Annotated in this window: 21 protein-coding genes and 4 tRNA genes; 20 read left to right on the top strand and 5 right to left on the bottom strand. The window is 51.8% G+C overall.

The window, feature by feature from the left end; translation table 11 throughout:
• The coding region (locus tag QWF21_RS17500) for an RES family NAD+ phosphorylase (RefSeq protein ID WP_330089344.1) at window positions 1-342 on the top strand (342 nt) is incomplete at its 5' end.
• Window positions 343-346: 4 nt separating this feature from the next.
• Entirely contained in the window at window positions 347-517 is a 171-nt protein-coding gene (locus QWF21_RS18195) for a hypothetical protein (RefSeq protein ID WP_407935313.1), read from the top strand.
• A 56-nt stretch (window positions 518-573) separates the two neighbouring features.
• On the opposite strand, the gene gorA is transcribed toward QWF21_RS18195, so the two are convergent.
• Window positions 574-1929 (bottom strand): glutathione-disulfide reductase, encoded by a 1356-nt coding sequence (gorA, locus tag QWF21_RS17495; RefSeq protein ID WP_330089343.1) that lies wholly within the window; start codon window positions 1927-1929, stop codon window positions 574-576.
• A gap of 157 nt (window positions 1930-2086) precedes the next feature.
• Between gorA and prlC the strand changes: the two genes are divergently transcribed.
• Complete coding sequence (gene prlC, locus QWF21_RS17490; RefSeq protein ID WP_330089342.1) at window positions 2087-4135, top strand: oligopeptidase A; 2049 nt, start codon at window positions 2087-2089, stop codon at window positions 4133-4135.
• An 18-nt stretch (window positions 4136-4153) separates the two neighbouring features.
• Here prlC and traT read toward each other — a convergent pair whose 3' ends face one another.
• The gene (traT, locus tag QWF21_RS17485) at window positions 4154-5008 is read right to left on the bottom strand and encodes a complement resistance protein TraT (protein ID WP_330089341.1); all 855 of its coding nucleotides are present in this window, start codon (window positions 5006-5008) and stop codon (window positions 4154-4156) included.
• Window positions 5008-5739: a complement resistance protein TraT gene (locus tag QWF21_RS17480; RefSeq protein WP_330089340.1), complete on the bottom strand. Its 732-nt coding sequence runs from the start codon at window positions 5737-5739 to the stop codon at window positions 5008-5010. Before QWF21_RS17480 ends, traT begins: the two co-directional genes overlap by 1 nt.
• A gap of 107 nt (window positions 5740-5846) precedes the next feature.
• Here QWF21_RS17480 and QWF21_RS17475 point away from each other — a divergent pair, with 107 nt between their 5' ends.
• From QWF21_RS17475 to QWF21_RS17435, 9 genes are all read left to right on the top strand, one after another.
• On the top strand, window positions 5847-6335 hold the full coding sequence (locus QWF21_RS17475; RefSeq protein ID WP_330089339.1) for a hypothetical protein: 489 nt from the start codon (window positions 5847-5849) through the stop codon (window positions 6333-6335).
• Window positions 6336-6404: 69 nt separating this feature from the next.
• Window positions 6405-7160, top strand: a complete 756-nt coding sequence (locus QWF21_RS17470) for a class I SAM-dependent methyltransferase (protein WP_330089338.1) — start codon at window positions 6405-6407, stop codon at window positions 7158-7160.
• Between the two features lie 70 nt (window positions 7161-7230).
• Window positions 7231-7704: a peroxiredoxin gene (locus QWF21_RS17465; protein ID WP_330089337.1), complete on the top strand. Its 474-nt coding sequence runs from the start codon at window positions 7231-7233 to the stop codon at window positions 7702-7704.
• Window positions 7705-7860: 156 nt separating this feature from the next.
• Window positions 7861-8964, top strand: coding sequence for a glycosyltransferase (locus QWF21_RS17460; RefSeq protein WP_330089336.1), 1104 nt, complete (start codon window positions 7861-7863; stop codon window positions 8962-8964).
• A 180-nt stretch (window positions 8965-9144) separates the two neighbouring features.
• On the top strand, window positions 9145-9885 hold the full coding sequence (locus QWF21_RS17455) for a glycosyltransferase (protein ID WP_330089335.1): 741 nt from the start codon (window positions 9145-9147) through the stop codon (window positions 9883-9885).
• Window positions 9886-9892: 7 nt separating this feature from the next.
• Window positions 9893-10684 carry a glycosyltransferase family 25 protein gene (locus QWF21_RS17450; protein WP_330089334.1) on the top strand — a complete coding sequence of 264 codons (792 nt, stop codon included), beginning with the start codon at window positions 9893-9895 and terminating at the stop codon, window positions 10682-10684.
• Between the two features lie 155 nt (window positions 10685-10839).
• The gene (gene waaA / locus QWF21_RS17445; protein WP_330089333.1) at window positions 10840-12894 is read left to right on the top strand and encodes a lipid IV(A) 3-deoxy-D-manno-octulosonic acid transferase; all 2055 of its coding nucleotides are present in this window, start codon (window positions 10840-10842) and stop codon (window positions 12892-12894) included.
• On the top strand, window positions 12884-14068 hold the full coding sequence (locus QWF21_RS17440) for a BaiN/RdsA family NAD(P)/FAD-dependent oxidoreductase (RefSeq protein ID WP_330089332.1): 1185 nt from the start codon (window positions 12884-12886) through the stop codon (window positions 14066-14068). The genes waaA and QWF21_RS17440 overlap by 11 nt, the downstream gene beginning before the upstream one ends.
• 149 nt (window positions 14069-14217) lie before the next feature.
• Window positions 14218-15105 carry a hypothetical protein gene (locus QWF21_RS17435; RefSeq protein WP_330089331.1) on the top strand — a complete coding sequence of 296 codons (888 nt, stop codon included), beginning with the start codon at window positions 14218-14220 and terminating at the stop codon, window positions 15103-15105.
• A gap of 50 nt (window positions 15106-15155) precedes the next feature.
• Here QWF21_RS17435 and QWF21_RS17430 read toward each other — a convergent pair whose 3' ends face one another.
• The gene (locus QWF21_RS17430) at window positions 15156-15512 is read right to left on the bottom strand and encodes an MGMT family protein (protein WP_330089330.1); all 357 of its coding nucleotides are present in this window, start codon (window positions 15510-15512) and stop codon (window positions 15156-15158) included.
• Between the two features lie 106 nt (window positions 15513-15618).
• Here QWF21_RS17430 and QWF21_RS17425 point away from each other — a divergent pair, with 106 nt between their 5' ends.
• Complete coding sequence (locus QWF21_RS17425; RefSeq protein ID WP_330089329.1) at window positions 15619-16611, top strand: glycosyltransferase; 993 nt, start codon at window positions 15619-15621, stop codon at window positions 16609-16611.
• A 49-nt stretch (window positions 16612-16660) separates the two neighbouring features.
• Here the strand turns inward: QWF21_RS17425 and QWF21_RS17420 are convergent, their stop codons facing one another.
• Complete coding sequence (locus QWF21_RS17420) at window positions 16661-17266, bottom strand: YkgJ family cysteine cluster protein (protein WP_330089328.1); 606 nt, start codon at window positions 17264-17266, stop codon at window positions 16661-16663.
• Window positions 17267-17464: 198 nt separating this feature from the next.
• Here QWF21_RS17420 and murB point away from each other — a divergent pair, with 198 nt between their 5' ends.
• From murB to QWF21_RS17385, 7 genes are all read left to right on the top strand, one after another.
• On the top strand, window positions 17465-18487 hold the full coding sequence (murB, locus tag QWF21_RS17415) for a UDP-N-acetylmuramate dehydrogenase (protein ID WP_330089327.1): 1023 nt from the start codon (window positions 17465-17467) through the stop codon (window positions 18485-18487).
• Window positions 18484-19473, top strand: a complete 990-nt coding sequence (gene birA / locus QWF21_RS17410; RefSeq protein ID WP_330089326.1) for a bifunctional biotin--[acetyl-CoA-carboxylase] ligase/biotin operon repressor BirA — start codon at window positions 18484-18486, stop codon at window positions 19471-19473. The genes murB and birA overlap by 4 nt, the downstream gene beginning before the upstream one ends.
• A 3-nt stretch (window positions 19474-19476) precedes the next feature.
• Entirely contained in the window at window positions 19477-20172 is a 696-nt protein-coding gene (locus tag QWF21_RS17405; RefSeq protein ID WP_330089325.1) for a type III pantothenate kinase, read from the top strand.
• 130 nt (window positions 20173-20302) lie between these two features.
• A tRNA-Thr gene (locus QWF21_RS17400) sits at window positions 20303-20378 on the top strand.
• Between the two features lie 5 nt (window positions 20379-20383).
• Window positions 20384-20468, top strand: a tRNA-Tyr gene (locus tag QWF21_RS17395).
• Between the two features lie 28 nt (window positions 20469-20496).
• Window positions 20497-20571, top strand: a tRNA-Gly gene (locus QWF21_RS17390).
• Between the two features lie 13 nt (window positions 20572-20584).
• Window positions 20585-20660 (top strand) — tRNA-Thr (locus QWF21_RS17385).
• Window positions 20661-20732 lie beyond the last annotated feature (72 nt).

Genomic DNA, 20732 nt, shown 5'->3' with positions numbered 1-20732 from the left:
ATATTGTTTGAGCCTACTGAGATGCTTGCGCCACCCAAAGATCTCGTTGGGAATGGTAGAGCTAATCCTGCTGGAATTCCATATCTTTATGTAGCTTCAGACGAAGTGACTGCCGTGTCAGAAATCAGACCTCATACAGGTGAGATTGTAAACGTTGCAGAAATTCAACTTGAAACTAGCTTAAAGTTGATAGATTTACGTGAGCCTAGGAAAAGGGCATCTCCGATAGAGTTATTTTGGGTGCTTGGGGATATTGGAAAACTTCACCGAGAAGTCATTTTTTTTGGAACATTTAGGGAAAGAACTAAGTCGTCCTATTCAAAAGCACGCAGCAGATTATGACTATGTGCCAAGTCAATATCTTTGTGAGCTTATCAAAAGAGCTGGCTACGATGGTGTAGTATATAAAAGTGCTTTAGCTGGTGGTTTTAATGCGGCACTATTCAACCAAAATGCTGTAAATGTTCGTGGAGTTAAAAGAGTTACTGTTGGTAGTGTAACCATCAGTATTGGTTGAGTTTAGTTACTGAAGAGGTAACAGGCATTTTCCAGCTACCTCCCTTGTTTTTTGCCTCATCGCATCGTTACAAACTCTTCCGCACTGGTCGGGTGCAGCGCTACGGTGGCGTCAAAATCGGCTTTGGTGGCGCCCATTTTCATTGCTACGGCGAAGCCTTGCAGCACTTCGTCCATGCCTTCGCCAATGCCATGCAGGCCGACCACTTTTTCCTCTTTGCCGGCGCACACCAACTTAAAGGTGCTCATGGCGCGGTGCGGGGTAATGGCGTTGTACATGGCGGCAAAGCTGGAGCGATACACCTTGATATTGGCGTCGCCATATTTGGCTTTGGCTTCGGTCTCGGTCAGGCCAATGGTGCCAATCGGTGGATGGCTGAACACCACCGTTGGGATCAGCTGGTAATCCATGCTGGCATCCGGCATCGCCGGGTTAAACAGCCGCTCGGCCAGCATGCGGCCGGCTTTGACTGCCACCGGGGTAAGCTGAGCTTCGCCGGTGATATCGCCGACCGCATAAATGCCCGGCACATTGGTGTTTTGAAAGGCATCGGTGCGGATAAAACCGTGCGCATCGGTGCTGACACCGGCAGCCTCCAGCTGAATGGCGTCGGTGGCAGGCTCGCGGCCGATGGCCCAAATCAGGCAATCGACATTCAGCAGCATGCCGCCATCGGTTAAATACACCGTCAGGCGGCCATCGCTGGCGGCTTCGACTTTGCTCACTTCGGTATGGGGATGCAGTTGCAGTTCATCCTGCCTCATCCGCTCCAGCAGGGCATCGGTGATATCGGCATCAAAGTTGCGCAGCGGCCGGTCTTTACGCACCAGCAGATGGGTATCGCTACCCAGGGCGTGCAGCACACCGGCGATTTCGACGGCGATGTAGCCGGCACCCACCACCACGGCTTTTTTCGGTTGCTCGGTTAAAGCGAAAAAGCCATCCGAGTCGATGCCAAGCTCTGCGCCGGGAATATCGGGCCGGCTGGGCCGGCCGCCAACGGCGATGGTGATGTGATCGGCGGTAATGCGCTCGCCATTGACTTCCACCGTGTTTTTATCAACAAAAGTAGCAAAGCCTTCAATTAAGTCCACGCCATTGCTGGCAAAGCCGCGCTGGTAAGCACCATGAATACGCTCAATGTAGGCCTCGCGGTTGCGCACTAAAGTGGCCCAATCAAAGCCTTGCTGCTGCAAATCAAAGCCATAGGCCGGGCTGTACTTGATGGCTTCGGCTATATGAGCGCCGTACCACATCACTTTTTTCGGCACACAACCGACATTCACGCAGGTACCGCCTACGGCTTTGGCTTCAATCACCGCAGCTTTGGCACCCCGGATAGCGGCCCGGTTGGCTGAGGCAATGCCGCCGCTGCCGGCACCGATGGCGAGGTAGTCGTAGTGTCGGGTCATACAAGGTCCTATTGATTGCATCGAATTATCTTCTATATAAGGCACAGCTGCTGGAATCACAAGAGCCTTTGCATCAGGATCGTTGAAACCAACGCCTTGACTTGTCCACTCTTTGCCCCAACATAACGGTGATACGTACCGTTGATCAGGATGCCTTATGACCACAGCGCACAACCCCTTGCTGGAATTTACCGATTTACCGCCTTTTTCTGCCATCAAGCCAGAGCAGGTAAAGCCTGCCGTGGAAACGGCCATCGCCAAAGCCCGTGACAGCGTGGAGCAGGTGCTGCAGCAAAGCAGTTTTAGCTGGGAGAATCTGGTGGTGGCGCTGGAAGAGGGCAGTGACCGGCTGGGCAAGCTGTGGTCACCGGTCTCGCATCTGAACTCGGTGCTCAATAGCCAAGAGCTGCGCGAGGCCTATGAAAGCTGTTTGCCACTGCTGTCGGAATTCAGCACCTGGCTGGGACAGCACGAAGGTCTGTATCAGGCCTATCGTCAACTGGCTGATAGTGCGGATTTTGCCAGCTTAAGTACCGCGCAGCAAAAAGTCATTGCAAACGCGCTGCGTGATTTCAAATTATCCGGCATTGGTTTGCCGTCCGAGAAAAAACAGCGTTATGGCGAGATCCAAAGCCGTCTGTCGGAGTTGTCGTCCACATTCTCTAACCATACCCTGGACGCCACCCAGGCCTGGCACAAGCACCTGACCGATGAATCGCAATTGGCCGGTTTGCCGGATGATGCCAAGGCAGCCGCAGCCGAGGAGGCCAAAAACCGCGAGCTGGATGGCTGGGTACTGACGCTGGAGTTCCCAAGTTATTTGCCGGTGATGACCTATGCCGATGACCGCAGTTTGCGTGAAGAAGTCTATCAGGCCTATTGCACCCGGGCGTCCGATCAGGGACCACATGCCGGCCAGTTTGACAACAGCGCCATTATCGAAGAAACCCTGGCGTTAAAGCATGAATTGGCGCAGCTACTGGATTTTGCCAATGCCGCCGAAGAGTCGCTGGCCACCAAGATGGCCGAGTCCCCGGCCCAGGTGCTGGACTTCTTGCAGGACCTAGCGCGCCGCGCTAAGCCGCAGGCCGAAAAAGAGCTGGCTGAGCTGAAAGCCTTTGCCCAAAGCGAGTACCAGCACAGCGATTTGCAAGCCTGGGATGTGGCTTATTACGCGGAAAAACTGAAGCAAGCCCGTTATGCCATTTCCGACGAGCAGCTGCGGCCTTATTTCCCGGAAACCAAGGTGGTGCCGGGTTTATTTGCCGTGATTGAAAAGCTGTTTGGCATGACGGTGCGCGAGCGTGAGGGCGTCGATGTCTGGCATCCGGATGTGCGCTTTTACGATATTTTTGACAGCTCAGGTGCGCTGCGTGGCAGCTTTTACCTCGATTTATACGCCCGATCGAAAAAGCGCGGTGGAGCCTGGATGGACGACTGCCGCGGCCGGCGTATCCTGTCTACTGGCGAGTTGCAAAACCCTGTGGCCTATTTAACCTGCAACTTCAACAAGCCGGTTGGCGGCAAGCCAGCGCTCTTCACCCACGATGAAGTGGTGACCTTGTTCCATGAGTTTGGCCACGGTTTGCATCATATGCTGACGCAGGTGGATGCGGCTGCGGTGGCAGGTATCAATGGCGTGGCCTGGGATGCGGTCGAGCTACCGAGCCAGTTTCTGGAAAACTGGTGCTGGCAGCCGGAAGCCTTGCAGCTGATCTCGGGCCATTACCAAACTGGCGAAGCCTTGCCGCAGGACTTGCTGGATAAAATGCTGGCGGCGAAAAACTTTCAGTCGGCCATGTTTTTGGTGCGTCAGTTGGAATTTGCGCTGTTCGATTTCAGGCTGCACGCCGAGTACCAGCCAGAGCTGGGTGGCCGGGTACAGGCCTTGCTCGATGAAGTGCGGCAGCAGGTGTCGGTAATTATTCCGCCACGCTTTAATCGCTTTCAGCATGGTTTTAGCCATATCTTTGCCGGTGGCTATGCCGCTGGTTACTACAGCTATCTGTGGGCTGAGGTGCTGTCCTCCGATGCCTTTGGCCGCTTTGAAGAAGAGGGGGTCTTTAATCCGCAAACCGGGCGTGATTTCCTGCAATGGATTTTAGAGCGTGGTGGCAGTGCTGAGCCGATGGAGTTGTTTAAAGGCTTCCGCGGACGGGAGCCATCCAATGAAGCTTTGTTGCGGCATATGGGGATTGTAAGCTAAGGGAATAGGGCTGGCGGTTTAGAAAATACCGGCCAAAGAACGGATCAGGCCTGACTGCAGGCCTGGTTCAGCATCTTCCCATTTCAAGTTGGCCTGATTGGCGAAGCTGATCACCCGGGCCTGGTATTTGCGGCGATCCGTTGCCCGCTCCCACAGGGTATCCGTGCTGCCGCTATCGCCTTGCAACAATAGATGCTGGCTGTACTCCAGCACCAGTTCATCGCTGTCGGCGGCAATACGCTCTGCCACCTGCAAGTCAGTCACCATGGTGTAGTAGACATCTTTGACCAATTGACGGCCAGCGTATTCAGTCCCGGCAATAATGGCCAGTGCGATGGCTGCATTACGCAGGTCCCGACTACTCACATCCACTCCATCCGCATACCCAACATAAACACCACCGCCAGATGAACGGCTGGAGCTGCGGGTATGGACAGGCTCTTCAGTAGCGTCTTCCGGTAATAACACCGGCAAAGCCAGCAACGCCGGATTCATCAGTTGAGCAATTTCGGCCTCGCTCATACCAAACTCAGCCTGAGCCAGTACTTTCTCAGGTGCTTGTTTAAGTACGGTACGCACATTCACCTGCAGCCAGTACTGTGCCAAAGATGGGCTATTCGTGACCTGATAGCCACGCTGCTGCAGAAATTCGATTACGGCCCGATCCAGTGGTTGCTGGAATTCAGCGGCGGTGCTGCGAAAATCCAGAAAGACGGTGCGTAACTCCGGCTCGACCGGATCAAGATAGATGGTCTGGCTCATACGGGTTTGTACATCCAGCTCGCCCTTAGCAATGGAGCGGTGAATGGCTGTGCAGCCTGCCAATTGCACTAACAGCAGCAACAGGCAGAAACGAATACCCGCTTGCTGCATCAAAACAAGCCTGCTAACGCTCGTACCAGACCCATTTGCAGATCAGGCGCCGCATCTTCCCATTTTAGATTGGATTGATTGGCATAGCTGATGACTCTGCTTTGATAACGGCGTTGGTCACTCTGGCGCTGGTAGCTGGAGGTGGTGCTGCCGCTATCGCCCTGCACCAACACATGCTCTGAGCGCTCACGCACAGTGCCATCAAAACGCTCCATAATTTGAATGTCGGTAATCACGCTGTAATAAACATCCTCAATCAGTGCATCAAATACCGTACCTGCTACCGCACCGGCAATGGCTGCACCAGTTGCAGCACTGCCGGAGGAGCCACCGGTTGCTCTGTGCACGGTATGGCCAAGTACAGCACCGCCGGCAGCGCCATACCCCGCATTCATTGCACTGTTGGCGGCCCTGGCATTGGTACGGCCAACTTGCAGTACATTGGCCTGCAGCCAATAGGTCGCCTGTGATGGGCTATCAATGACCCGATAACCCCGCTGCTGTAGCGATTGGATCACCATGGGGCGAATATCAAATTCTGGTTTGTCGGACGTATTGCGGATATCCACAAAAATGGTGCGCTGCTCCGGTTCGACCGGATCGAGAAAGATGGTAGAGCTCATCTGAGTTTGCACATCCAGATTGCGTTTGGCAACCGAGGTATGAATGGCGCCGCAGCCACTCAGCGACAAGCTGACAATAACGGTGATCAGCCATAGGGCATGTTTCATTGTGGTGTCCTGTAGTAACTTAAGCTCAACAACTGCAAGCTTAATCTGCTAAGCTTAACTGGGGCTTAATTTTAGTAGAAAGAGCAAGAAATCAACAGGAGATTTGAATGCGAACACATCATTGGCTAATGGCGGCTGTTGCTGTGGCCTTGCTGGGTGCTTGTCAGCAGGGACAGGCTGGGGGGGAGCGGTTGGCTCCTGAGCCATTGATTGAGCCGATTGATCCGGTAACCAATCCTATAGCAGCTGTGAAAGAGCGGGAGCGACAAATGCAGGAATATCCTGATTTACAGAAGATGCGAACTGATATTTTTGCCATGATCGGTAGTGCGGAAGCCGATAATGTACAGCAGTGTCGTGTGATTGGCTTTGGCCATAAACCTTGTGGTGGTCCGGCCGAGTACATTGCTTATTCCACCAAAGGGGTGAATGAGACGGTGTTGCAGCAAAGGATCGCTAGTTACAACAAGGCGGCTGAAGCTGAAAATATGCGGTTGGGGCGGATGTCGGATTGTGCCATAGTGCCTGAGCCAGCAGTCAGCCTGGTGGATGGCCAGTGCAGATTAACCGGCCCAGATAAGCAAGACGTTATGTAAGGTGGCAGGTCTCTGGTACAAAGGCTTACAGCGGGTTACACTGTGCGCTTTTGTAGAGCAGGGGCTAAGATGATTTTGTTGCCAACCAGCGCTTTGACAGCTGCTGAGCAAACGCACCTTGAGGCGTTAAGCCAACGCTTTGGCCTGCCCCTGACGGAACAAGCCAACGATTGGCATTTGGCTTGGCAGCAACAGGCGCTGGTGCTACGTCATACTGACTTACCCAAGCAAAGTGATATTCTGGTGGATTTTGCCAGTGGCAGTGCCAGCTATCGTCGCCAGCATGGCGGTGGTATGGGCGAAGCCATTGCCAGGGCGGTTGGTCTGAATAAAAAGCGCGATCTGAGCGTACTGGATGCAACGGCTGGTCTTGGTCGGGATGCTTTTGTACTGGCCAGCCTGGGCGCCAGAGTGACCTTGGTTGAGCGCAATGCGATGGTGGCTGCTTTACTGGCCGATGGGTTGCGCCGGGCTGGTGAGCATCCGGAGTTATCGGATTGGCTACCAGAGCGGATGCAGCTGCATTTTGCACCTGCGCAGCAGGCACTTAGCGAGTTGGGTGTGGTCGAGGTGGTGTATCTGGATCCGATGTTTCCGGAACGGCAAAAATCGGCCTTGGTCAAAAAAGAAATGCGGGCTTTTCATCAGGTGGTAGGAGAAGACCCGGATGCTGATGCTCTATTGCCCGCGGCACTGGCACTGGCAAGCAAGCGGGTGGTGGTCAAGCGCCCGGCTTATGCACCGACTCTGGCTGGTGCTAAAGCCAGCCACGAGGTTAAAGGCAAGAACAACCGTTTTGATGTTTATGTCAAAGCTGCCTTCTAAAGCTTTGCTGCCAAAGCCGGTTTTTGCAGCTACACTCATTCAACCTCATTAGCTTCTATAGGAATTAACCATGATCAAAACAGGCGATACCTTACCCGAAGTCAGTTTTTCGCAACTCACCAGCGATGGCATGAAGAACCCAAGTACCTCGGATATTTTTAAAGGCAAGAAAGTGGTACTTTTTGCCGTACCCGGCGCTTTTACACCAACCTGCTCCGAAGCCCACCTGCCAGGGTACATTGCGCTGGCTGATGAAATCAAAGCCAAAGGGGTCGACAGTATTGTTTGTACCTCGATGAATGATGCGTTTGTGATGGCAGCCTGGGCCGAGACGCAAAATGCCGAAGAAATCACCTTTCTGGCGGATGGCGGTGGAGCTTTTCATAAAGCTACCGGCCTGACGATGGATACCGGCGATTTTGGCGGCCTGCGTTCCCAGCGATATGCCATGGTTGTGGATGATGGCAAAGTGACCCTGCTTCATGTAGAGCCACCCAAGTCATTTGAGGTCAGTAAAGCGGAAACCATTTTAGCTTTGCTCTGATACTGCCTTGCTGCACTGGTTCACAAGGGAGGTTCCCAGCCAGTAATGGCTGCTGGAGCCGCAATCGTCTGGTAAAAGCACTATGGAGCATGCGTGTTCATATTATGCGCATGCCCACACATTTAAATAAAACAACTTCTCAGGTAAGCGTTAACCATGTCTAAACGAATTCTACTTGTCATCACTTCGCTCAATGGTGGCGGGGCAGAAATGGCTGTGCTGCGGATGTTAAAAGCCTTCAATGCAGTCCCAGATACCTCTGCTCACTTAATTTCATTAAGCCAGAAAAATGACTACCAGGATGTAGATCCTGAGATGGTAACTATGCTGCCTATTGCCAACAGCAAATCCTTGGATAGTTTTTTTAAGCGCGGCAAAGTGATTCAGTTGCTGCAACAGGAAGTTGCCCGGTTGGAGCAAGAGCAGGGTGCTTTTGATGTGATCTTCTCCCACTTGGAGGTAACAAACGTCATTGTTGCTGCAGCGAACTTTCATTGCCCGGTTTTCTATGTGCATCACAACTCTATTCAACAGGAGTTGTTATGCGCAAAAGAGCGGGGACCTTTTAAGTACTTTAAAATGAAACAACGTTTAAAAGCCTTAAAAAACAAAGATGTTATCTGTGTATCCAAAGGCTCTGCGTCTGAGTTCACGCTGCCATGGTTGCCGGTGAAAAGTTGTCAGGTGATTTACAATCCGTTTGATGCGGAAGAAATTATTGCCGGGAGTCAAGAAGGTGGCAACCCTTACCCGGATCGTCCCTATCTGCTGCACGTAGGGCGTTTTGGCCGGGCCAAACGGCATGATCGGCTGTTTGAAGCGTTCGCTCAATTAACAGGCCCTGAGGTGTTGGTTTTGCTGACCAAACAGAGCAGCAAGCTCACCAAGTTGATCAAGCGGTATGGCCTGGAGGATCGAGTCATTGTGGCTGGGTTTCAGGCTAATCCGTATCGATTTATGAAACATGCGCGCTGTGTGGTGCTGTCATCCGATTACGAAGGTCTTGGCAATGTGATGGTTGAGTCTTTATTGATAGGGACGCCATTTATCGCCAACGATTACCCGCATGGCGCCAAAGAGGTATTAGGGCACTGGCGGCCTGAATGGTTGGCTGAGACCGGAAGTGCAGATGATTTGGCGCGCAAGTTGGCACAGCTTTTACAGCAGCCGCCTCAAGCTTTTCAGTGGCCCGATGCAGAGCTGTTTTCACATGTGCACAGTGCCAATGCCTATTTGGCTTTAATTAATAAAGCGACATAGGCTGTTAATAGCTATGCAGTTTCACGTGCTTAGAACCGCGGCAGCTTGACTGTTTCATGCTAAATACACAAAGTGATAGCACCCGTCCGCATTGCGCCGGCAATGGGGGCTTGCTTTTCATATGTTTAGCAGATGGGATATACTTGCCGCCGGCTTATTTATTCTAACGATGGGGACCTTATGCAAACGGTCAATATTCTGTGTATCAAGTGGGGCAAAAAATACGGCCCCGAGTACGTCAATAAGCTGCATTCAATGGTCAGCCGTAATTTGACCTTGCCCTTTCGCTTTGTTTGTCTAACAGACGATACTGTTGGGATTGATAGCCATATTGAAGTGAAGCCGATCCCTGCGGTGGGTTTTAAAGATTTTGATGAGCGTGCCCCCTGGTCGTTCGGCCATGGTTGGTTGAAAGTGACCAGCTTTGCCGATCCCTTGTATGATTTGACTGGCCCGACTCTGTTTATCGATCTGGACGTGGTTATTGTCGATAATATCGACTGTTTCTTTGAGCCGGCAGGTGAGTTCTTCGTGATCAAAGAATGGGATAAATCGGACGACACTGGCAATACGTCCGTGTACCGCTACCAGATTGGGGCCCACAGTGATTTGATTGAATTACTGAAAAATCATAAAGAGCGTGAATTGGCCAAGGTACGTAATGAACAGGAGTTCGTTACCCAGAACCTGTCAGCCCAAGGCAAGTTGCAGTACTGGCCGGAAGGCTGGTGTGTTAGCTTTAAACGCCACTGCCTGCCCAAAGGTATTATGAACTGGTTTAAACCAGCTACTATTCCTGCCGGTGCTAAAATAGTCGCTTTTCATGGCAAGCCCAATCCACCGGATGCTATTGCCGGTATCAGTGGTAAATGGTATCGCCGGGTATTGCCCGTGACCTGGGTGAAGGATATGTGGCAGTAAGGCGGCTATGACCTTTAAAATCTTTATTATTAATCTGGACCGCTCGGTCGAGCGGTACCAGAGTGCGCTTGCTCAATTGGCAAAGTGGCCGGATTTACCAATTGAGCGGGTGAGTGCTGCCGATGGGCGTGTGATGACTGAGGCCGAGATCGATCACTATTATTCGTTAAGCCTTAATCAGCAGCGCTACCATAAATTACTGAAGGCGGGTGAAAAAGGCTGTTTTATCAGCCATATCCGCTGTTGGCAGCAGATTGTCGAGCAACAACTGGATTTTGCACTGATCTTAGAAGATGATTTCCTTGTCAATGGTGATCTAGCGGCCTTATTGCAGGATGTGGCTAAGCTGCCAGCCGGTTGGCAGTTGTTGAAGCTGGCGATGCCGAATAAGCAGCAAAAAATTATAGCCGCTGAGTCTGCTGGGCAATTTAAGCGGGTATTTTTTGCCAAAAACCCGGTATCGACGGTTGCTCAGTTGGTAAGTGCAGATGGTGCCAGGCAATTGTTGGCCGCTGCAGTGCCTTTTTACCGGCCGGTGGATGTTGCTTTGCAACATACCTGGGAGCTTGGGATCCGGGCTGAAGCGATGTGGCCATTGATTTTTAAACCTGATTTGTCTTTTGAAAGCAATATCAATACTAAAAGCACGGAAGTGGTTAATCGCCGGATTTTCTATTGGCAACGGCTACGCTTTCTGTTGTGCAATGTCTGGAATAATATCAAGCTGTATGGGGTAGTTAAGGCTTTTACTGCCCGCAAGTGGCCGAATCCTACTGGCCGTACTCATTTGTCCAAATAAGCGGTAGTCAGGGTTGTTGGGCTTTACCTTGTGCGGCTGGGGCTTACACGCAGGCGTCCAATGGGCTTATCAGGGCATGGTATACTCATGATCAATTTGGCTAAAGCCCGGGTGCTGCAGGTAAGGCAGCATCGGCGAATGAAAAGGGACTCTTGTTGTTAAGGCACCTTTACTCACTGTCACTCTATGTATTGCTACCACTGCTGCTGCTCTATTTCTGGTGGCGGTCACGCAAGGACCCGGCATATCGGCAGCGATTGGCGGAGCGCTTTGGCTTTGGGCTGTCCCGGCAGCTGCAACGCTCTGGCGGCATCGTGGTGCATGCAGTATCGGTGGGCGAGGTGATAGCCGCCATCCCCATGATTCACCAGTTGCAGCAGCAGTATCCTGATAAACCTATTACGGTTACCTGCACTACGCCCACCGGCTCTGCCACTATTCAAAGCCGCCTAGGCTCAGGTGTGCAGCATTGTTATTTGCCGTTAGATTACCCTGGTGCTGTCCGGCGCTTCTTAAAGGCACTGCAACCTGAACTGCTGGTTATTCTGGAGACGGAGTTATGGCCTAATTTGTTGCAGAGCTGTGCCAGGCGGGCTATTCCTGTGGTGGTGGTAAATGCCCGTTTATCGGCACGCTCTGCCAGAGGCTATCGCCGTTTCGCTGCATTTACACGGCCTTTATTGCAGCATATCACGCTGCTGCTGGCTCAGGACAGTGCCAGTGCCAGACGGTTTCGGGCTTTAGGGTATCAGGGTGATGTCCAGGTTACAGGTAATCTGAAGTTTGAGTTGGCAGTGCCTGCTACTACCGGTGACCTGGTTGCTCGCTTTAAACCGGCTTTTGCCGGCCGGATAGTTTGGGTCGCAGCCAGCACCCATGCTGGCGAAGATGAGCAACTGCTGGCAATGTATCCCCGGTTAAAGCAACAATTTCCTGAACTTTTACTGCTGCTGGTACCGCGCCATCCAGAGCGCTTTGAGCAGGTGGCGGGCTTGGTAGCACAAGCAGGCCTTAGTTTATGGCGGCGCAGCAACATTGCCTTGTCTGATACCTCGATCCCCCTGCCGGTTTTAAAAAGTGATATTGTCCTGGGTGATTCGATGGGGGAATTGTTGGCCTGGTATCAACTGGCAGACTTAGTTTTTATTGGCGGAAGTTTGATTAAACGCGGTGGTCATAACCCGTTGGAAGCCATTTGCTTTGGCAAGGCGGTGCAGAGTGGCCCCTGGTTTTTTAATTTTAACGATGTGTACCGGCAGCTGCAGCAGCAGCAGGCGGTGACCCTGGTAGCCGACAGCAATGAACTGGCAGAGAGTACCCGCCGGTTGCTTACGGATACAGCCGGACGGCAGGCGCAAGGAAAGCGTGGCCATACTTTTTTCTTGCAACAGCAGGGGGCGATGAGTCGCACCGTGCGGGCAATAGACACACTGGTGATGGGAACTACGATGCAATCATCCATGCAACAGGAGCAGGACTATCAGGTCAAGCAACAGGGCAATGCCATCTACTGGTTTGAGCCGGCCTTTTTCCAGGATATATCCGCAGAACACTTTCAAAGCCATTGGTGGCAACAGCAGCAGGCTGTGATTGGCAGCTCCACTGGTCGTAATACCGCCTATTTTGTCCGGCATCAGCAGCACAACTTGGTTCTGCGGCACTATTATCGTGGTGGCTTGGTGGGCAAAGTACTGCATGATCAGTTCCTGATGCAGCCGGTGCAGACCAGTCGTGCCATGCAGGAATATCAACTGCTAAGTTGGATGCGGCAACAAGGGCTGGCTGTACCCAGGCCAGTAGCGGCGGCTTATCAGCGCAGTGGCCTGATTTATCGGGCAGACTTACTGATTGAACTGATCCCTGACAGCAAGGATCTGGCTGCGATTTTGCAACAGCGGGCTTTAACCCAGTCTGAGTGGCAGGCGGTGGGTGCTGCAATAGCCCAGATGCATCAACTGGGGGTGTATCACTCCGATCTAAACTGCCGGAACATTATGCTGGATGTCACAGGGAAAGTCTGGTTAATTGATTTTGACAAATGTGAGCGTCGATCAATGGCGGCATGGACCACTCAGAATCTCGATCGCCTGCTGCGATCCTTCAACAAAGAAAAGGGCAAACTGAACCCCTTCTTTTGGCAAGAGTCTGACTGGCCGCAGCTACTGACTGGGTATCAGGATCAATTGCAGGAGCAATCTGGTGCAGCTTGATTGGGATGTGATTGTGGTTGGGGCTGGTGCAGCAGGGTTGTTTTGTGCCATCGAGGCGGGCAAACGTGGTCGCAAGGTGCTGGTGCTGGATAATGGCAAGCGCATTGGCCGTAAAATTTTAATGTCGGGCGGAGGTCGTTGCAACTTCACCAATATTTACGCCAGCCCGGACAATTTTATTTCGGCCAACCCACATTTTTGTAAGTCGGCGCTAAGCCGCTACACCCAGTGGGACTTTATTGATTTAGTGCAGCGCTACCAAATTCCTTACCATGAAAAAACATTGGGGCAGTTATTTTGCGACGACAGCGCCAAAGACATTGTTGCCATGTTGCAGCAGGAGTGTGATCAGGCGGGTGTGCTGATGGCACTGTCGCAACAGATTATGGCGGTAAGCAGCGAAGAGGGTGGTTACCAGGTTCGTACTGCAACGCACTCGTTGCAATGCCAGAGCCTGGTGGTGGCAAGTGGTGGCCTGAGCCTGCCGAATTTAGGCGCGACTGCCTTTGGCTATCAGTTGGCCGAGCAATTTGGCTTGAAGGTACTGCCGTTGCGGGCTGGTCTGGTGCCACTGACCTGGCAACCGAGCGATAAAGCGGTGTTTGAAGAGATCAGTGGTGTTTCGCTGCCGGTCACAGCAGAAGCAAACCATACCCTCTTTGCGGAAGACATGCTATTTACCCACCGCGGTTTAAGTGGCCCGGCCATTTTGCAAATCTCCAGTTACTGGCAGCCAGGCGATGAGCTGCTGGTGAATTTGGCTCCGGGCCAGGATTTGGCGGGCTTTCTACAGAGCCAGCAACAGCAGCACCCGGCGCAAGAGCTCAAAACCACACTTGCACGTGTAATGCCGAAGCGTCTGGTGGAAAAGTTGCTGGCGCTGAATGTGTTTCAGAACCAGCCGCTAAAAGCGCTGAACACAAAAAGTATTGAGCGCCTGTGTGACAGTCTGACCCGTTATGTATTTAAGCCCAATGGTACTGAAGGCTACCGCACCGCTGAAGTCACCCTGGGAGGGGTGGATACCAATGAGCTGTCGTCAAAAACCATGGCAGCGAAACATCAGCCTGGCTTGTACTTTATCGGTGAGGTGGTCGATGTCACCGGCTGGCTCGGTGGCTACAACTTTCAGTGGGCCTGGAGCTCGGGCTGGGTCGCCGGTCAATACTGTTAACAGTTCACCTAAGCATTTGTTATCCGCTGCTGCAGTGTTGCGGTAACTGCCATTTGTTTTACCGAGTGCTGATCCATAGTGTAAGCTTGGCTTGGGTAGTGTCTTTTACATGTACGCTATAGTAGCAATGCTACTTTGGAGGAGGTGAGATGTTCGTGTTACGCGATGTCCGAGTTGCTTCACACCGGCTACTTACTTTGCCGGCTTTTTTTATGGCCGCTGTTGTTAGCCAGTCTTTAATAGCTGCCACTCCAGGCAGTTTGAATGCGGTGGATAACAGTAGTACCCATAGTCTGTGTGTCATGGGGAATCAGGGGCTGCAGCATGCTCAAGCGGTCAATGGCCCCGCCACGTTAACAGCAGTCGACTCACTGACAAAAGCCAATGCCGACTTTATGGCCATTGTCGTTAAGTCTTTGCACGACAGATTTGCCGCTGGGGATTTGACTGTAATAGAGGATATGTCGGTAGCCAGCAGTGCTTCCATGGCAATGGCAAGCCCCCAACTTACCACGGCTTTTTCTGGCCTGATGCTGCAAAATTACTGCAGTGCTGATGAATTTGCTGTTAGCGGTTGTGCGACCAGAATTACCCCTGCCGCTATGCCCGGAGCTGCGGATGCCCGGTATCAACGATTGAACACCAAGGTTGATGATGGCAGCTATGTGCGGCGTATCGAGGCAGGACCAACCGAGCAGGGGCCATGGCAGGAAGAGTATCGAATTGAAGGAAAAGTTGGGGACCTTGGTACTATTAGCTTTATTTTTTCAGATGCTAAAGGTGGTGAACGCTTTGATTATCAGCGCTCAGAAAGCGGTGAGGAAAGTGTTCGTCTTACGTCCGAAAGTACCAATTTTTATATTCAGGAGACTAGCCATTGCCATGGGCGTCTGGACTATGATTCACGAACAGAAGATGAACACATCACCTTGAAAAGCGCATGGCAGTTCAACAGTGGTAAAACGACCGGCCAGCTGATCTATCGCCAGGTGAGTTTGGCGGATGGTGAAGTGGTGGAGCGAAGTTTCCGTTGGTAGCAGACAGCTTGCGTGGTTACACCATGTCAATCTGAAGAGCAGCCAGCGATTTAGTACTTTAAGCGAAACAACAAGTCCATCAGATCCGGTTGCCAGAGATCGTCTTTGCGCACCCGGTTATTTTTCAGCAGCACCCCTTCCTGTTGCAATAACTGACGTTGTTGTTTGGCTGTGTCTGAGCCTGCAGCAAAAGCCAGGCTGCGATCACTGCGTAGTACTCGGTACCAGGGAAGTGCCAGTTCTTTGGGCGCAGCGCCAAGTGCTTTGCCGACTAACCGGGCGCGGCCGGGCAGGCCAGCTAAATCGGCAATTTGCCCATAGCTGGCGACTTTGCCAGCGGGAATTTGCTGGACTGTGTACCAAATCTGTTGGTAGTAACTCTGTGATACTGTCTTGTTTAGTAACATACTTTATGATTTGTACTTATAGTTAATAAATTGTTTTAATGTTTTGCCTTTTTCGTCCGGGTCTGGTAGATTTCGCGGCCTTTAATCAGGCTTTTGCTGGTGATCTATGTCGTCGGATGTGCTGTTGTCTCTTATCATTCCTTTTTACAATGTTGGTATGCACTTTAAGCCACTGCTGGATTCTTTGTCCAGGCAGTTGATTGAAGGTGTGGAGGTAGTATTGGTTTGTGATGGAGCGACGGACAACAGCCTGGCTGTAGCACAACAGCATCTGGCTGCTTCTCCTTCACCGCAGCGCTATCAGTTGCTGCAACAAGCCAACGCCGGAGTCAGTGCGGCCAGAAATCTGGGGATCCAGCATGCCAGAGGGAGCTATATTGGCTTTGTTGATGCCGACGATGTACTGCTGGATGGTTACAGTGAGCAGCTGTTGTCGGTGATACGGCAATATCAGCCTGATCTGATTGAGTTGGGCTTTAAACGTTTTGTTGAACTGCCCATGCTTTCTGAGGCCAAGCCACGTTATCTGCATCGGCATCATGGGATGCGCAGTTGTATGCAGATGGCTCCGGCAGTGTTCAAAGCAAACCGCTGGTACCCCTGGATGCGAGTGTACAGAAAAGCGATGGCCCCGGATTTTTGCTTTCCACATGGTGTGGCCTTTTGTGAAGACTTAATGGCGTTGCCTGCCTTGTACCAACAGGCAAAAACGCTCTATCACCTGAGGTTACCGTTGTATGGCTATCGGGTGCATGGTAGCAATGCCACCTCGAATGTATGCAGTGAACAGGTGGAAACTATTCGCCAGTTTAGTCTGGCACTTGAACGGCGGCAGTGTTATCAAAACCTGCCTGAGTTGTGGCGCAGCTTATTTCAGGCGCGATTAGCCTATTTGCTGTTCCAGTTGTGGAAAGATACAGGCCGTGATGAGACCATGCCGGCAGTGATGCGGCGACAGCTTCAGAGTATAGCCCGCAGACACTGGTTCAGGTCGGGCTTGTCGTTACGTAAGAAGCTTCACCTGACATTTCCTGATCATTTTTACCGCCTGGACAGGCGGCAGCATAAACTCGATTGTTTCTCTGGCATGAAAAACTGAGCCAGTGGCTTACCAGAAGTGGCTAGCCATCAGGTGCCCTGAATGTCTTTTAAGCAATGCGCTGATCATGGTCCACTTCCGAATAGCAGGCCTGAAACAGTACTTTATGCAAGGCAAGCTGCATCGCTTCAGCAATTGGGAGGCTGCTTCTGCTTAACTCGTAGTCCAGTTGGTCCACTTGCTGGCGGGCATGACTGAGCATCGGAGGCGGATCCAACTCCATGGCGATCAAGGTCTCGGCGTAGGCACTACTGCGCTCCTGCTTAATGGTTTTGCAGGTGGATAAAGCCGTTTTACCATGCTTATCCCGATAACCTGCGGCACCAAAGGTTCGGCACAAAGTCGGACGCCATTGATAAATACGGCACTGCCCCTGTTTGCCATCAAAGGATAAAGGTTGGTACATCGGGCAGCTGTTACCAGCTGGGGCCGCTTCTAGTTGTGCCAGTGTGGATTCGGCCGTGCCCTGATCAAACAGGTGCATTGCCAGCGGCAACATATCCAGCACCGAGGCTTCGATCTCCGGGTGCAGGCAGCAGGCACCACAACCACTGCGGCAATGAAGACCGCGCACTTGTTGGTAACCGGCGTAGATGTCCGCCATTTCGCCATACACAGCCTCAACACGACGCGACAATTCACGCAGTCGTTGCATAAAGACTCCGAACGAAAAAGCAAATAAAGTAAGAAACGTAGATACTCTGGGAACCAACGGATTGTTGGCGCTGCTATTGTATGCGGCGGATAAAATTCCGGCAACAGAATTTTATCCGCTTTGGCGCTGAACGAACTGCGTAGTGTTTCCTGCTCTCTTTGTTTAGAATAACCCAATGATTTAGCTTCTGAGCCAGCCATGGAAATCCTTGTACAGCAGGATGGACGCGATTACTCCACCTTTCGTCTGCCAGCCCGGTTAGAGACCGTTTACCAATGTCAGCACCTGGATGATTTGCGCCAGGTGCCCTTAAAGCCCTGGCCACGGGTGCAGGGGGAGGGCAGTAATACCATCTTTGTGGGTGATGAACTGCCCCCACTGTGTCGTTTTGTTGCCTCTGCCAAAGCTTTGAACCAGTTGGATGATGACCGCGTTTTGCTGCATGTAGAGGCGGGACACAACTGGCATCAGTTGGTGTGCTGGAGCGTGGAGCAGGGGTTATGGGGGCTGGAGAATCTAGCCTTGATCCCTGGCTCCGTTGGTGCCGCTCCGGTACAAAATATTGGGGCTTATGGCGTTGAGTTAGCTGACCGCTGTCAGTATGTTGATTTTTATCATTGGGATAGCCAGCAACTGCAGCGATTAAGCGTGAACGAGTGCGCTTTTGCTTATCGTGATAGTGTGTTTAAGCATCAACTGGCTGGTAAGGGAGTGATCGTGGCGATAGGCCTGGAGCTGACCAAAAGTCCACGGCGGGTGTTAAGTTATCAGGGGCTGGATCAATTGGCGGAGGATTGCTCACTACAGCAAGTGTTTGCTGCGGTGGTGGCCATTCGCAGGTCCAAGCTGCCGGACCCTGACGAATTGGCTAATTGTGGTAGTTTTTTTAAAAACCCGTTGCTACCGGCGCAAGCGGCTCAGGCACTGAAGATACGCTATCCGGGACTGCCTGTTTTTACGCAGAGCGATGGCTACTGCAAACTATCAGCCGCCTGGCTGATTGATCAGGCTGGGTTCAAAGGGAAGAAGCTTGGTGATATTGGTTGTTATAGCCGCCAACCACTAGTATTGGTCAATTATGGTGCCGGCACAGCCTCACAATTACTGCAGTTGATTGCAGCGATTCAATTGCAAGTACAGGCCCGCTTTGGTGTAGCACTGGAGCCTGAAGTTCAGTTGGTGGGCATGTTGGCACAAACGGCTGGAGCAACTCAGGCATGACGGAACACAGTAGCTGGCAAATTCAACGGCGACTGCTGCAGTATTTAAACGATGGTCAATTCTATTCAGGGAGCTGGCTGGGTAAAGAGTTGCAGTTAAGTCGCACAGCCATTGCTAATCATATGCAGCAGTTGCAGCGGCTGGGCTTGGATATTTTTAGCGTGAAAGGGAAAGGCTACCGTCTGGCTACCCCACTGCAGCTCTTGGACCGTGAAGCTATTCAGCAGTGGCAAAGCGATGACAGTGCTCCAATTGAGGTGTTGTCTATCACCGATTCAACCAACTTGCAGTTAATGCAACGATTGCAGCAGGGTGAAGTTCTACCCAAGGGGCTGGTGTTAGTTGCTGAAGCGCAAACTGCGGGTCGGGGGCGGCATGGCCGGCTGTGGTATTCCCCTTTTGCTGCCAGTTTATCATTTTCTATGGCGTGGCAACTGGAGCAGGGCATTCAGGCAGCGATGGGTCTTAGTTTGGTGGTAGGGGTAGCTGTCGCTGAAATGCTGGAAGCAGATTACCAACTATCGCCGCAGTTGAAGTGGCCCAATGATATCTATTTAGCAGGTAAAAAGCTGGCTGGTATTTTGATTGAGTTATCGGGGCAGAGCGATGGCCGTTGTCAACTGGTGATTGGGATTGGCATCAATGTGCAGTTGCCAGCCGGCCAGGCAGCGCGTCAGATTGATCAGCCATGGGCTGACCTAACTTCGGTCTTGGGCACTTTGGATCGCAATCAGCTGGTTGCTCGGTTGCAAAGCCGTTGCGCAGGGCAGCTAAGACGCTTTGAATTGCTGGGCTTTGCGCCTTTTCAGGCTGAGTTCAATCGCCGTCACTTATTTGCTAATCAAGCCGTACAATTAATGCAGGGGCAGCAACTGGTGCGCGGCATTTGTCATGGTGTGGATGCACAGGGTAATCTGGTGATAGAGAATCAGGGTAAGAAGCAGCTATTTCACGGTGGCGAACTAAGCTTGCGGGCGGAGAACTGAATCATGTATTTGTTGCTTGATATTGGCAATACGCGCAGTAAAGCCATGCTGGCCAGTTGTGCGGGTACTATGCAGCGATTGGATTTGCAAAATAATAAGGTCGATGTATCCAAAGTACAGGCTGTGTATTATGCGGCGGTAGCAGGCCAGGATAAAGTGCAGGCATTGAAAAAGCAGTTGCAGTTACAGCATAAACCCTGGCGCCAAATTGAAAGTGAAGCGCAGATTTTTGGCGTACAGAATTGCTATAACCAGCCCCATTTACTTGGAGTGGATCGTTGGCTAGGCATGCTGGGAGCCAATTGGTTGCTGCCTGGTAATGATGTATTGGTAGTGGATGCAGGCACAGCGGTCACTGTGGATTGGCTAAGTGCTTCCGGGCAGCATCTGGGGGGCTGGATCCTGCCCGGCTTGAAGCTACAGCAGCAAAGTGTGGTACAAAAAACGGCTAAAGTTTTTAATGCCGATACCCATCAGGCCCGATTGGCACTTGGGGATGATACGGTGTCGTGCCTGCAGAATGGTTGTCTGGTAGCTGTGCTCGGAGCCATTGCCCAAGCCTGGCAGTTGCAGCCGATGCAACAGTTGTTGCTAACAGGTGGTGACGCACAGTTGCTGGCGTCGTATCTGAAACAGTACCCGTTACGATTGGAGCCTGATTTGCTATTTTATGGCCTTGGACGTTTTATTGATAGTTAAAGGGGAACACAGCTAAAAACCAGGGTTTTGGCTAAGAATTGGGCATTCAATGCATTTAATTGCACTTTTCGCTTTTTTTCTGTTGCGCCTACCAAATCATTCTACTAGAATTCGCACCCACTGACGTTGTGCCGCTTTAGCTCAGTTGGTAGAGCAACTGACTTGTAATCAGTAGGTCATCCGTTCGACTCGGATAAGCGGCACCATTAGTGGAGGGGTTCCCGAGTGGTCAAAGGGATCAGACTGTAAATCTGCCGGCTCAGCCTTCGAAGGTTCGAATCCTTCCCCCTCCACCACTTCGTCAGCCATGGCTACGAGTAGATTGCGGGCATCGTATAATGGCTATTACCTCAGCCTTCCAAGCTGATGATGCGGGTTCGATTCCCGCTGCCCGCTCCAAGCAATTTTCGATGCTGATATAGCTCAGGCGGTAGAGCGCATCCTTGGTAAGGATGAGGTCCCCAGTTCGATTCTGGGTATCAGCACCACTTCTTGTTTCATCTCTCGTAACTACATCCTAATTTTTTGCATGAACCGCCGTTAAAGGAAGGGTTTTTATT

The sequence above is a fragment of the Alkalimonas mucilaginosa genome (assembly GCF_036327005.1).
Classification (GTDB): Bacteria; Pseudomonadota; Gammaproteobacteria; order Enterobacterales; family Alteromonadaceae; genus Alkalimonas; species Alkalimonas mucilaginosa.
Note: the sequence above shows the minus strand (reverse complement) of the source record. Positions and strands in the feature narration are given on the sequence as shown.

Bases quoted from the DNA above. Each gene is read 5' to 3' on its own strand.
- gorA (WP_330089343.1), bottom strand. From the start codon at position 1,929: ATGACCCGACACTACGACTACCTCGCCATCGGTGCCGGCAGCGGCGGC.
- prlC (WP_330089342.1), top strand. From the start codon at position 2,087: ATGACCACAGCGCACAACCCCTTGCTGGAATTTACCGATTTACCGCCT.
- traT (WP_330089341.1), bottom strand. From the start codon at position 5,008: ATGCAGCAAGCGGGTATTCGTTTCTGCCTGTTGCTGCTGTTAGTGCAA.
- QWF21_RS17480 (WP_330089340.1), bottom strand. From the start codon at position 5,739: ATGAAACATGCCCTATGGCTGATCACCGTTATTGTCAGCTTGTCGCTG.
- QWF21_RS17475 (WP_330089339.1), top strand. From the start codon at position 5,847: ATGCGAACACATCATTGGCTAATGGCGGCTGTTGCTGTGGCCTTGCTG.
- QWF21_RS17470 (WP_330089338.1), top strand. From the start codon at position 6,405: ATGATTTTGTTGCCAACCAGCGCTTTGACAGCTGCTGAGCAAACGCAC.
- QWF21_RS17465 (WP_330089337.1), top strand. From the start codon at position 7,231: ATGATCAAAACAGGCGATACCTTACCCGAAGTCAGTTTTTCGCAACTC.
- QWF21_RS17460 (WP_330089336.1), top strand. From the start codon at position 7,861: ATGTCTAAACGAATTCTACTTGTCATCACTTCGCTCAATGGTGGCGGG.
- QWF21_RS17455 (WP_330089335.1), top strand. From the start codon at position 9,145: ATGCAAACGGTCAATATTCTGTGTATCAAGTGGGGCAAAAAATACGGC.
- QWF21_RS17450 (WP_330089334.1), top strand. From the start codon at position 9,893: ATGACCTTTAAAATCTTTATTATTAATCTGGACCGCTCGGTCGAGCGG.
- QWF21_RS17435 (WP_330089331.1), top strand. From the start codon at position 14,218: ATGTTCGTGTTACGCGATGTCCGAGTTGCTTCACACCGGCTACTTACT.
- QWF21_RS17430 (WP_330089330.1), bottom strand. From the start codon at position 15,512: ATGTTACTAAACAAGACAGTATCACAGAGTTACTACCAACAGATTTGG.
- QWF21_RS17425 (WP_330089329.1), top strand. From the start codon at position 15,619: ATGTCGTCGGATGTGCTGTTGTCTCTTATCATTCCTTTTTACAATGTT.
- QWF21_RS17420 (WP_330089328.1), bottom strand. From the start codon at position 17,266: ATGCAACGACTGCGTGAATTGTCGCGTCGTGTTGAGGCTGTGTATGGC.
- murB (WP_330089327.1), top strand. From the start codon at position 17,465: ATGGAAATCCTTGTACAGCAGGATGGACGCGATTACTCCACCTTTCGT.
- birA (WP_330089326.1), top strand. From the start codon at position 18,484: ATGACGGAACACAGTAGCTGGCAAATTCAACGGCGACTGCTGCAGTAT.
- QWF21_RS17405 (WP_330089325.1), top strand. From the start codon at position 19,477: ATGTATTTGTTGCTTGATATTGGCAATACGCGCAGTAAAGCCATGCTG.